Source organism: Pseudomonas batumici, from assembly GCF_036585405.1.
In the GTDB taxonomy this organism is placed as follows: Bacteria; Pseudomonadota; Gammaproteobacteria; order Pseudomonadales; family Pseudomonadaceae; genus Aquipseudomonas; species Aquipseudomonas batumici.
Genome location: NZ_CP144470.1, coordinates 5606170 through 5617984 on the forward strand (window position 1 = coordinate 5606170; position 11815 = coordinate 5617984).

The 11815-nt window shown below is 62.4% G+C and carries 7 protein-coding genes; all 7 read right to left on the reverse strand.

The window, feature by feature from the left end:
• Nucleotides 1-3: 3 nt before the first annotated feature.
• The 7 genes from NUH87_RS25660 to NUH87_RS25690 all read right to left on the reverse strand — a co-directional run bounded on the left by NUH87_RS25660 (nt 4) and on the right by NUH87_RS25690 (nt 11601).
• Nucleotides 4-1098 carry a fimbrial protein gene (locus tag NUH87_RS25660; protein WP_338523173.1) on the reverse strand — a complete coding sequence of 365 codons (1095 nt, stop codon included), beginning with the start codon at nt 1096-1098 and terminating at the stop codon, nt 4-6.
• A complete protein-coding gene (locus NUH87_RS25665) occupies nt 1095-3668 on the reverse strand; it encodes a fimbria/pilus outer membrane usher protein (RefSeq protein WP_338523174.1) in 2574 nt (857 codons plus the stop codon). Before NUH87_RS25665 ends, NUH87_RS25660 begins: the two co-directional genes overlap by 4 nt.
• A 38-nt stretch (nt 3669-3706) precedes the next feature.
• Nucleotides 3707-4459: a molecular chaperone gene (locus NUH87_RS25670; protein WP_338523176.1), complete on the reverse strand. Its 753-nt coding sequence runs from the start codon at nt 4457-4459 to the stop codon at nt 3707-3709.
• A gap of 101 nt (nt 4460-4560) precedes the next feature.
• A complete protein-coding gene (locus NUH87_RS25675) occupies nt 4561-5109 on the reverse strand; it encodes a fimbrial protein (protein ID WP_338523177.1) in 549 nt (182 codons plus the stop codon).
• Nucleotides 5110-5361: 252 nt separating this feature from the next.
• Nucleotides 5362-10332 (reverse strand): RHS repeat-associated core domain-containing protein, encoded by a 4971-nt coding sequence (locus NUH87_RS25680; protein WP_338523178.1) that lies wholly within the window; start codon nt 10330-10332, stop codon nt 5362-5364.
• A gap of 45 nt (nt 10333-10377) precedes the next feature.
• The gene (locus NUH87_RS25685) at nt 10378-10899 is read right to left on the reverse strand and encodes a hypothetical protein (protein WP_338523179.1); all 522 of its coding nucleotides are present in this window, start codon (nt 10897-10899) and stop codon (nt 10378-10380) included.
• A 60-nt stretch (nt 10900-10959) separates the two neighbouring features.
• Nucleotides 10960-11601 carry a hypothetical protein gene (locus tag NUH87_RS25690; RefSeq protein ID WP_338523180.1) on the reverse strand — a complete coding sequence of 214 codons (642 nt, stop codon included), beginning with the start codon at nt 11599-11601 and terminating at the stop codon, nt 10960-10962.
• Nucleotides 11602-11815 lie beyond the last annotated feature (214 nt).

The following is an 11815-nucleotide window of genomic DNA, read 5'->3' on the forward strand; positions in this document are numbered from 1 at the left end:
CGGTTACTGATAAGTAATGGTAAAGCTCAAGGCGCCCTTGGCACTGCCCGGACGAATCTTGTCCGGGTCCTCGGTCTGGTAGAAACGCGCCGCCAGGCCCAGCACCGTAGTGCCCGAAGTAATCGGGATCAGGCGATTGTCGTCACCCAATCGCAGCGGCGTCGAACCGTCCTCCTGAAGTATCTGCATGCCCACGCCTTCGGCGGTCGAGGCGGAGGACGCCAGACTGAAGACGCCGATGTCCGGCAGCAGCGGCGTCGAGCCGCTGATCGGGTCGAGCTGGATATGCGCGGTGGCGATATTCGGCAGGCTCGGGTCCGGGTCGGCCACGCACGCGCCGAGGGTGATGCTGAAGGGCACCGCCCTGGTGGTGTAGCCCTTGTGGCTGAAGTCCTGCTGGTCCCAATCACCGAGTTCCACCGGATCGGCACTGACCGTGCTGCTGGCGCCGCAATGGGCCTGGATCACCGTGCCGGAAAGTGCAAACCCCAGGGCCTTGCCGGCGATCCCGGTCAACTGCCCACTGAATAACTCCTGGTCCCGGATCGGCTGCGGACCGGGGTCGATATCGCCGGTCTTGACCAGCGTGACCCTGGCTTCAATTTCGGAAAAGCGCAGGTTGACCCCCATCTGCCGCTGGTGTTCGGCCGTAAAGGGGACGGTCGGATCGCCATTGACCGGGGTGAAGGCGTTGTTCGCCGAACCGTCGAACGGAAAGCCCAGGCGGATCCGTGCGCCGACCCCGGGGATATTGGTTTGCAAAAGGCTGTCGGCGTTGATGCCGTTGTTGCCCGGCCACTTGTTCGGCACCCGCGGCACGCTGGCCATGGCATCGAAGGTCAACCGGGCAATATCGTCATTCTCGCAGATGATCGCCAGGCCCTGGGCATTGCCCGGCTTGACGAAGCGGTCGAGATGGCCGATGACACTGCCCGTCGCGGCGTCGCGGGGCACGTACACGCTGCCCAGGTCGGCGGTGAAGGTCATCGGGCCCGGGTTGCCCAGCCAGTAGCAGCCGGTGCCGGCCATGGCCTGTGGCAGTTGGCAGCCAAGCGCCAGCCCGAACAGGCCGGCGATACGCGCGTTGGATAGTTTCATGATTGCTGTCCTGAAGACGCGGAGGGCGCGGGCAGTGCGCCGCTCGCGGGTAAGATGGCGGTGGGCGGCAGGCAGTCCAGGGTCTGCAACCGGTAACCCTGGGTCTGCTCCATGACCTGTGGATCGATGTGCAACTGGCAGTGCGACTCGCTGGCGTCACCCCAGCGCGCATCGAGGGTCTGCGCCGTGGCCACGGTCGAGAGCAGGACCTGGCCCGCCTGGCCGACATGCCCGAGCAGCGTGCCTTCGGCATCGCTGATCTGGGCGCCGAAGGGCAAGGGCTGGCCGTCGCCGGTGCGGGTCGTGAGCATCAGGCGGGTCACCGCGCGCGCGGCAAAGCGGGTCTTGACCACGGCCCCGCGGCGCGGCACGACTTGCGCCGTGCCATTGTCGATTTCCACCTCGGGGCCCAACTGGTCGGTCTTGAGCGCCAGCTGATTGCTCCGATAGGGCCGCAGGTAAGGCACCACGGCATAACCACGGGCATTGGTCTCGACGCCGGTCGCATTGACCAGCCCGACCCCGGCGATATCCGGGACCTGTACCAGCCCGGCGGTCTCGCCCAGGTAAGGGCCGAACTCGATCCCGTCGGCATGCGCGAGCACCGCGCCGGTGGCATTGAGCGAGACATTGCGATAATCCTGGCCCTGGTTGTAGCCCGCGCCGAGGCTGCCCTGGGCGCCTTGATACGCCAGCGAGAGCGCGGCCGCGTCCTGGTGATCGGCGTGGCTGACACTGGCGCGGTAATTGAGGCGGTTCTGCGCCGCATTGCCACTCAGGCTGGTGCGCTGGCTGTAGCGCCCGGCGTTCTTCTGCCAGTCGAAGCTGGCGAGGCTCGTCGAACCGAGGCCCAGCGGCAGGGAAATGCTCAGGCCGAACAGGCGGTTGCCGTCGAGCCCGGACTGACGCTCATCGCTCAGCGACTGCGAGGCGAACAGGTTGTAGCTGACCCCCCGGTGCTGGGTGGTGAAGTTGAACTGGAACTGGCGGCGTTCATAGTCGCTGCGCCAGTAGTCTTCCTTGGACAGGGTCAGGCTGAGTGCGCTCTGGCTGCCAAGATGCTGGTAGACCGAGGCCTCCAGGCGACTGCGGCGGCTGCCGCGATAGCTCGAGTCGAGGCTGCGCTGGCGCACCGCTTCGTCGAAATCGCGGTAGCCCTCGGTCGAGTAGCGATAGCCGGCAAAGCGCAGGTTGGTGCGCGAGGCAAAGGTCTGACCGTACTTCAAGGCGTAGCTCATGCCTTCGACGGACGGGCTCTCGAGGTTGCCGATATCGGCTCTGGAGTGGGTCGCATCGAGCGCCAGCGCCCCCAGTGCGCCCAAGTCCTTGGCCAGGCCGAGGGTCGTGGCCTGGTAGAAATCACTGGCCATGACGCCGCCATAGAGGCTCGAAGCCCAGTCCATGCCCATGGCCAGCGTGCCTTGCCAGAGCATCGGTTGATCGAGCTGGCTGTTCGGGTTGTAGCGCCCGGCCACCGCACTGTAGCTCCAGACCCCCTTGCGCAGCAGATTGCCGAGGCTGGCATAGGCCTGGGTAAAGCGCTGCACCTGGCCGTCGGCCTCGGTCTGGATCACCTCCAGTTCACCGCTGCCGACCGCGCTCAGGTCGTCGATTTCATAGGGACCGGGGCTGACATAGGTGGCGTAGATCGGATAACCGTTCTGGCGGATTTCCAGTTTCGCCCGGGTCTGCGCCACGCCGCGGATGATCGGTGCATAGTTTTGCTGGATATCGGCGAGCATGCCCGGGTCGGAGGCGACGATCGCGCCCTTGATCGGCACGCTGCGAAAAATATCGCCGCTGGTGAAGGTTTCCCCCAGGGTCAGGTTCGCCAGGGTGCCGGGCAGGTCACGCTGGGCGTAGGTATGGGCACGGTTCCAGTGTCGCCGACCCGCTTCGTCCTGGCGCAGCGACTGGTTGCTGCGCAAGCGCCAGGCACCCAGGTTCAGACCGCTGTTGAGGTACAGGTCGTCGCTGCTGTAGTGCCGGCGATACTGGCTGCTGCCCTGTTGGGCCGAGAGCTGGTAATTGATAAACCCGGCATTGATCCCGTAGTCCCAGTGTTGCGGGTCGATCTGCCCGGCCACATCCCGGCGCATGGCGATCTGTGGCACGGAGACGTCCAGCCGCAGCTGGCTGGCATCGAACTGCAATTGCGCCCCCGGCACCAGCCTGGGCAAGTCCACGCAGGCGGCTTGCAGCAGGTCGGGATCGTCCAGGCTGTCGAGTTTCAGGCCCCATTGGGCCACGCGTTCACCGGACAGGCAGGGCGTCAACCCGTGACTGTCGGCGAGCTGTTTGAATTCGATCTCGCTGGAACCGCTGTAGCGCTGGTTGACATGGATTTCCACCCAATAGCGCCCGGGCCCGAGGTCTTCGCTATGGGCCAGGTTCTTCAAGGCCAGGGCGCCGGCGTCGGTGTTTTGTTGCGGGGCCTGGTGCATGAAGCCAGCATGAAATTCGATGGCCTCGGCGGCCAGGAGCGGCTGGTGGCTGGGCAGCAAGCCACCGGCGCCGATAACAAACAGTGCGAGCAGGCGCAAGCGCCCGTGTCCGGGGTGTCGGTGCATGATAGGAGTCCTGGCAGGTGAGCGCGGCGCCCTGTGCCTCAAGGGGCCAGGCGAACGGGCAGGGTCAAGGCCGGGGTCTGGCCGCCGTAGTCATTGATCGCGGAAAACACCACTTGCCAGTCGCTGCCGCGGGGGGGCGTGTCGAGGGCGTAGCTCTGCTCGGCAAAGGGCTCGACCATGCTGATCGTGCGCGGGTTCTGGCGCTGTCCGCCGGCCGTGATCTCGATCCGGCTGAACGACACATGGAAGGGCGTCGGGTTATGCACCACCAGGCGCGGCTGGCCGGCGACCTGGCGCAGCGACCACTGCAGTTCCTTGAGTCGCGCAACCGGGTTGTCCTTGAGTTCGACCGGGCGGTAGAACAGCTTGATCCGGGTGCGCAGGGCTACATTCAGGACATTGTCCTGGGTCGGCGCGGCCTGGGGGATTTCCTGCACATTGAAGTAGAACAGCGATTCGCGGTCCTTGGGCAGCGACGCCGGCAGGCCGTTGATCTGCACCTGCTGCTCCTTGCCCGGGTTAAGCCGGAACAGCGGCGGCGAGGCGATAAAGGGCACCGCCGTGGTGGTATCGTCGCTGGCGGTATTGACCCAGGTCTGCACGGCATAGGTGCTGCGGCTGGGATTGCTGACGATCAGCGCGACGCTGCGCTTGTCGCTGTCGAACACCACGCGGGTGGCGTTGATGGCCAGGGCGGCCTGGCCGCTGGGAACATGGGCGCTCAACAACAAGGCGAGCGCGATGCCAAGGAGCGGCCGGCCGGCGGCCGTCCGCGGGATAAAGGCGAACATGGGGCAATCCCTGTGGAGCAGGCGCACCAGCGCGCCCGGGGGTGGCGTGACAGGTCCGCGCCGAGGCGCGGGCCCGTGGTTCAAGGGGACCTGGCCTGCGATCAGTTGATCGCGACCACGAATTGCACATCGGCCGAGGCCGTGCCGGCTTCCACCGTGCCGCCCGCCGCGGCGATACGGCGGTAGTAGGCATTGAACAGCATGTCGGTCGGGCCCGTGACGTTCAGGTCATAGGGCACCGAGTCGCTGCCCGGGTCGATGGAATTGCCGCTCTTGTCGCGGATCGAGATGGCCACGCCCTTGGCGACACTGCTGTCGCTGTCGGGGCCGACCGAGAAGTACTTGCCGCTGGGATCGGCGGTGCCATTGAAGGTCACCACCGCTTCATCGGTGCTGCTGCCGCAGCCCGAGCTGTCCTTGACCCGCAGGACAAAACTCTTGCCCTTGAGTTCCTGGCCGGGGGCGGTAAAGCGGCCGGCATCGACGCTGCCCATCTTGACCTGGTTGCCGATGGCGCCGTCCTCGGGGTTGACCACTTCGATCGGGCAGGTGCTGCTGGTGATCTTGCCTTCGAAGTTGATCGTGCCGGTGGTGGCGAAAGCCGAGGTGCCGGCCAGGCTCAGGGCGAGGGCGAGCAGGGTTCTTTGCATGGAATGATCCTTGTAGGAAGCAGTGCCCGGTACGACAGCCAGGCGCGGGCCGGTCATGCACTGCGAAGGGAGACAAAACTGTCAGGGAATTCAGCGTGTCCTGGCGGCGGGGATTCTAGAAAGCGCTAGGGGGCGGGGGATATGAGAGAGTTCTCAGTTTGCGTGGGGAGGAACCAAGGGGCAGGCACCGCGATAGCGAAATATTTGGCTATCGCGGTGTTCTGGATCATTCAATGGATAGAGGCTATTCGATCAGCCGACGCCCCAGCCCTTGTGTTTTCTATAGCTGTCGCCATATATCCGTTTGGATTCGCGCATCTGATGGCTACGCTCAAGAAATGCGCCATAAGATTCACCTGGCCGTTGGACATATTTATTTCTGGCAGTCCCGGGTGAGCTTGGTGGGGATCCGTTGTTAGCGGTACTGGGCTGCGAAGCTGAAAATTCAACTTCTACCGACTGCGTATCTCTAACCCTTGTATTAGAGCCAGGTTTACCAGGAGCACCAGGAGCGCCAGGAGCACCGGGCTTACCTGGGGCACCAGGAGCACCAGGAGCACCAGGTTTACCAGGAGCACCAGGAGGTCCGGGAGGTCCGGGAGGTCCGGGAGGCCCCGCTGGTCCCGGAACTCCAGCCACTGCGGCCCCTCCGGCTACTGCTGCGCCTCCTGCCAGCGCGGCTTTTGCCTGGGCAACGTAGCTCAACATTGGGAACACGCCGAACATGGCCATCGTCATCCCGAGTCCGGACAGCGACGCGCCGGCGAGACTCAGGTTGTCGTCCTTGCCCAGCTCGCCCGCCACTTGCAACGCCAGGCCGCCCGTTTGCAGGAGGATGCTGCCAGCCGTCATCATAAAGCCGGTCGTCTTGACCAGCGCAATGGCGGAGGGCGCGGCTGCCAGGGAATAGCCCATCGAGGCGACGGTGCCCACCAGTACCAGCGCGAATATGCCGATTCCCAGCCACTTGGCCCAACCACCGGATTTTTCGGACGGCTGCTCGTAGGGGGGGCGATAGCCCGGGTCTTCCGGGCGTACGCCGGCATAGCCGGCATGGCCGGTCGGGTCGCTAAAGGCAATCGGATTGCCCAGGCAGTACATATAGGCGTTGAGGCCACCGGCACCGAATGGGCTCAGCGTATCCGGGCTATGGAAGCGCATCAGCCCCGGGTTGTAGGCCCGATAGCCACGCCCCAGCAGGTACCAGCCATTGCCGGGCTCGCAGACTTCGGCATTGAAGGCCAGCAGGCTCTGCAGGGCCTGCTGGCTGTCGCGTTCGCCATAGGCACTGTAGGTCCCGATGCGCAGGCTGCCCTGCAGGCTTTCGCCGATCACGCTGGGGCTGGCATCGGTGAGCAGGAGCAGGGTCTGCTGGAGCTCGTCGAGCTGCTGCTGACCCAGGGGCCGATCGTCCAGATGCAGGTAGTGGGTATGCCGGTCGTCCTGGACGGTATGACTCAGGCGATAACCCTCGTAGAAGCGCAACTGCTCGCCCTGGTCGGCCTGGCGCACCCCGACCAGATGGTCGTGGCTGTCGTAGCGATACTGGCTCAGCACGCTGGCGTCATTGGCGCTCTTCACCGCCAGCAGGCGCCCCTGGCTGTCGTAGTCCAGTTGCCGGCCCTGTTCGTCGTTGAGCATATTGCCATTGGCGTCATAGGCAAACGCCTGGCTTTCCGGATAACCGCCGCTGGTATAGCTGTTGCCGACGCTGAGTAGTTGGCAAGGATCTTCGTTCGGGTCGGTCGGGTAGGTGAAACGCGCGACATTGGTGTCGCCATTGTCGAAGGTGGTGGTGCAGCGGGTGATATTGTCCAGGTCATCGAAGCGGAACAGTTGGTCGAGGATGGCATTGCCATAGCGATCCCTGGGCAGGGTCTCGCCCGAGCAGTGGTACTCCTCCAGGCGCCCGCGCAGATCATAGGCAAAGGTTTCATGCAGCAGGCTGCGGCCGTCGGTTTCCTGATGGCGGCTGTGCAGTTTGTCATCGGCCAGCCAGGTCTGGCTGATGGTCAGGGGCGGATGCCCGGTCAGGCTCAGGGTGCGCTTGGTTTCCCGGCCCAGGCTGTCATATTCCTGCTCATTGACCAGGCGATCATGGCTCTGCAGGTTTTCCGTGGTGGTTTTTTTCAACTGACCACGCTCGTTGTACTCCAGGTCGGCTTGCAGCGAGCCCTGGATCATCTGCTTGACCCGGCCTTGCGCGTCATAGTCGAACAGGGTTTCCAGGCGGCTGGCCTTGGCGCCGGGGGTTTCGCTGGTGCGGCTCTTTTGCCGGCCTTGCAGGGAGGTGACGTAATGGCGTTCCTGGGTCATGCCGGTGCTGTCGGTCCAGCGTTCCATCTGCAGGTACCCGCTACTGTCGTACTCGTAGCTGCGTTCCCCCTGGGCATTGGTGCTGGCGAGGATGCGCGCGCTTTTCGGGTCATAGCGATAGGTCGCGGTATGCGCGACGCCGTTCTCCTCGGTGCTGATCTGCTTGGGTTGGTTGGTGAGTGCCAGGTCGTAGGTATAATCGAAGGTCTGGTTGGCCGCGGTGATCTTCTGGCTGATCTGCATCTGGTCGGCCTCGTAGCGATACTCCTCGATGCGCGGACCGGTCTTGACCTGGGTCAGGCGCAGCAGCCCATCGAAGGCCTGTTCACCGACCAGCACCTCGGGCAGTGACTCGTTGCCCGGGATCACCTTCAGCTTGACCGGCAGTTCGGTATTGCTGTGCTCGGCAAAGCTGCGTTCGACACGGGTGCCGTCGGGCAGTCGGGTAGCTTCCATGCGTCCCCAGACGTCATATTCGTAATGGTGGATGCGCTCCTGGCCGTCCACCCGTTCGGTCTGCTGCAGGCAGTTGCCGAGACCGTCGTACTGGTACTCGGTAACGCCCGCCGGTGTGCCGTCGATAGCCTGGCGAGTGATTGAAGTCGGTTTATTGAAGCGGTTGTAGAGGGTCAGGACTTCACCGCTCAGCGCAATGCCCGGCCGATCGGCACGTTCCAGCCAACTGCGCTCCCGCGGTCCGGACTCACCGAACGGCGAGCGCTCGGTCACGCTGACCACATCGTCGGCCTGCCTGACCCGGCACTGTTGGCCCCAATCGTCGTAGCTATACTGGCGGGTCAGTGTGAGAAAAGCCTGGCTCTGGTCAGCCAGCCAGTCGTACTCGGTTTCCGAGATCAGGCAGTCCTGGGCGTCATAGCTGGCCGCATAGGTTTGCCGGTAGTCCTGGCTGCCGGGCTCCAGGAGTGCGGTGTAGATGATCCGGCCGAGGCCATCGAACAGGTCCTTGCGCTTGACGCCCTTGATATCGGTCTGCACCTGGCCGCGCTGCTGCCCTTCGACGATATAGGCATAGTGGCGTGTTGCGCTGTACTCGGGATTCCCGGGGGCCAGCGTTTCGCTGATCAGCCGGCCCTGGGCATCGTAGCGGTAGTGGTTGGCGACACCATCGGCATCGGTTTGCAGCACCAGCCGGCCACTGCCCCGCGCATGGTGAAAGGTCACGGTCTTGCTCAGCTCATCGAAGTTGTTGGTCAGGGTTTGCAGGGTCTCCTGCACGGGCTCCCCGGCCAGCTCGCTGTCGATCGGATTGTAGAGATAGTCGGTGGTGCTGGTCTTGCCGTTGAGGGTGTCGGTCTGGCGTGCCAGGGTGCCATGCAGATAGGCGTCCTCCGGTGCGTTGTTGAAGCTGCGGACCACCTGACGCAACAGGATCTCCTCGTCACCCATCATCTGTGACATGCGCTCTTCGCGGGCTTCCAGATAGCCCTTGGTCTTGCTGCCTGTCAGTGGCGCTATGGCGATATAGCGAAATGTCGTGCGCAAGGTCGGTGCCTGCTCGCCTGCCGCCGGGGCCGGATACACCGTGATATGGCGTGGGTTGCGGACAAAACCTTCCGGGTCCTCCGGACATTCGCCGGGTATCCCGTCCTTGTCGAAGTACTCATGAACCGAGCGGACGCCATTGATATCGACCTGTTCGGTCAGGTTGCCAAAGTCGTCATAGGCGCTGGTCTGGATTTCGCTGCGATACTGGTTGGGGTTGCTGACCAGGTTCCAACTGGTTTTTACCTCCTTGGGCAACTGGTACTGCGGCGGTTGCCGCTCGAAGGGGACATCCTCGGCGTAATAGGTGGTCTGCACGGTCTGGCGACAGTCGCCCTGGGTGGTGACTTCCTCGGTCAGCAGATGAAAGCGGTTATAGGTACGCTTGACGGTCCGTACCTCGCGGGTGCCCACCAGCAGGATCGCGGTCGAGCCATAGAGATAGGTGTGGGGCGCGTTGTAGAGATTGTCCACATCGTTGTTCCAACTGAGGGACGCGCCATTGCCGAGGAAATTGTGGTTCAGGTGATCGTTGTACTGGTAGGTCGCCTTGATCGGTGGCTGGCCAAAGCCCGGCTCGGTGGTGTGATGGGTGACGCGCGGTAGCGCCGTGCGGCCGGCGGAGCTGGGGAATACATGGCCTTCATCGCGGTATTCGATGGTTTCCACGCCACCCGTGGGGTTTTGCACCGAGCGCAAGCAGGTCATGCCGCGGATGCTGTCGCCATAGTGAAAGCGCCAGGCGGGTTGCGTCTCGCCGGGCAGGGTAATCGCCATGACCTTGCCGCCAGTCAGATGCAACAGGTACAGCGCCTCGCCGGCTTGCCCGGGAAGCAAGCGCAACTCGACCTCGTTGGTGCTGCGCACGACCTGCAGCAAGGTCGGACCGTCCTTCTCGCCGATGCTGGAGAGCAACTGGCCGCCCTGGAAGGGCACATAGTCGAGTTCAACATAGTGTCCCAGTGCCGAATGGATTTCCACCGGCAAGGCCACCCGGTTATCGCCGCTGCCGCCGGTCTGGAGTATTTCCACCAGGCCGGATTTGTGCACGATGCGGTAGCGGTCGTTGCCTTCGTCGTAGAAATGGAAGGTGTCGAGTTTCTTTTCCTTGATATCCGGCTCGTCGCCGCTGCTGGTGACCTTGAAACTTTCCCCGGTACTGAGGGTGATCACCTGGTTGTGCGGGGTGTATTGCGACAACCGCAGGTTCCAGCCCAGGCCAAAACCACTGTCGAGGGTATTGAGCGGGCTGAAGTCCAGGCCCAGCGGGATACTCGGGCCGCAGAGCTGGTGACTCTTGAGCTCCGGCAAGTTGATGGACAGCGTATATTGGCCGGTGCGCGGGTCGACACTGTTATGGACGAAGTTAAATGCGTTTGAATGTACAGTGCTGAGCGTGGTCATGTCGAAAGTCCATACGGTAAAAAATTTCGATAATTGAAAACGCCGTTATTTATTGGCGGGTGGTGTGCCCGAGGCCGTGATCTTGATGCAGGAAACATTGTCGCGAATAATGACATGGCCGTCTTTTTTCTCCACGGCCACCAGAAGTACGCCCGGGTCGATAATCGTTCCAGGGGGGCTCGAGGCGATATGGGCAATTTCCCTGATCTTGCTCGAGGTGGTAAGTTTCTTGGTGGTCTTGAGTTCCAGCCAGAATTCACCGCCATAATCGTTGAAGTTCTTTTCGCAGTGCGAATTATCGGTCATCAGAATAGTCATGGCCGAGGGGAACTCAACGATTTCCATACTGAAGGTTTTATCATTGGGGCAGGGCGAGGTGGGGGCGGTGAAATCATAGTTCACGGTTGTTCCGGGGGCGGGGCCAGGCAAGGTGCATATATCGCCCTGGACATCCCGGATAACCAGGGTACCCTGGCTTTTCGGCGCGGTGGCGGCCCAGCTCAGGCTGAAAGTGCAGAGACCCAGGCCCAGTACGCAGACCAGTGTGGCTATAGTCGAACGGTTCATTTGGAGATACCTCAAGACGACTGGCAAAGTCTGCCGTGGAAGAAGTCGAGCATTGACCCACTACCACAAGGTGGCGCAGTTATACTTGACGTGATAGTTGCTGGTGCCCGATCCGCTACTGTCCCAGCGTGCGACCAGCGCTGAATTGGCGGGGCATTCGTAACTGTGGCTTGAGGTGTGGTCAGCGGAATCCGGACCAACGATGGTCTCCACCGGAAGTTGCCAAAGGCCATCTGTTAGCGCCGAGCAGAAGTAGCGATTGGCCACGTAGCTATTCTCCGCATGCCAACTGATACCGGTCAGTACCTTGTTGGCCGGGCACTGGTACTTGATACCTTGGCGGACAGGTGTGTCCGCACTGCTCTCAGCGCTGGTCGTCACCGGTTGGCCGTTTTGCTGGACGCTGGCGCAGCGGATTTTCATATATTTTTTTTCATTGATGCCACCGTACCGGGGGGCGACGCCGACCAGTACCTGATTGGACAGACACTTCAATGTGTAACCGGGATTGAACTCAACTTCATTGCCCCAGTCGCCGGGTGTGATGGTGGCTGGCGTTCTCGGGGTGGCCTGGGTGGGTTTACTTGACGAATTGTCCGCGTGCGCTGGAAGTGTCGAAAAAACGGTAGCGGCCAATAGACAGGCAACGAAGCCAATATAACGCCAGGTTCTTAAGGTTTGGATCGAAGCCGGGATATTCATATTGATTTTCCTCGGATAAAAATAATGAGGTGCGGAAAAATTATATTTTTTCCGTGACGATCAGCACCCCACGAGAAGCCATGGGTTTCGAGGTTTTGCGATCGGTCGCCAACGCGAAGTTGCTCTGGGGGGATCGCTGTAAGCAACACTAACAGTAAATAACGCGCTGGCAACCTAGCAGTTCTGCTAGGTTGCCAGTCCCCGGGGCTGGGTG

Excerpts from the sequence above, each read along its gene's own strand:
- NUH87_RS25660 (WP_338523173.1), bottom strand. The coding sequence starts at position 1,098 with ATGAAACTATCCAACGCGCGTATCGCCGGCCTGTTCGGGCTGGCGCTT.
- NUH87_RS25670 (WP_338523176.1), bottom strand. The coding sequence starts at position 4,459 with ATGTTCGCCTTTATCCCGCGGACGGCCGCCGGCCGGCCGCTCCTTGGC.
- NUH87_RS25675 (WP_338523177.1), bottom strand. The coding sequence starts at position 5,109 with ATGCAAAGAACCCTGCTCGCCCTCGCCCTGAGCCTGGCCGGCACCTCG.
- NUH87_RS25685 (WP_338523179.1), bottom strand. The coding sequence starts at position 10,899 with ATGAACCGTTCGACTATAGCCACACTGGTCTGCGTACTGGGCCTGGGT.
- NUH87_RS25690 (WP_338523180.1), bottom strand. The coding sequence starts at position 11,601 with ATGAATATCCCGGCTTCGATCCAAACCTTAAGAACCTGGCGTTATATT.
- NUH87_RS25680 (WP_338523178.1), bottom strand. The coding sequence starts at position 10,332 with ATGACCACGCTCAGCACTGTACATTCAAACGCATTTAACTTCGTCCAT.
- NUH87_RS25665 (WP_338523174.1), bottom strand. The coding sequence starts at position 3,668 with ATGCACCGACACCCCGGACACGGGCGCTTGCGCCTGCTCGCACTGTTT.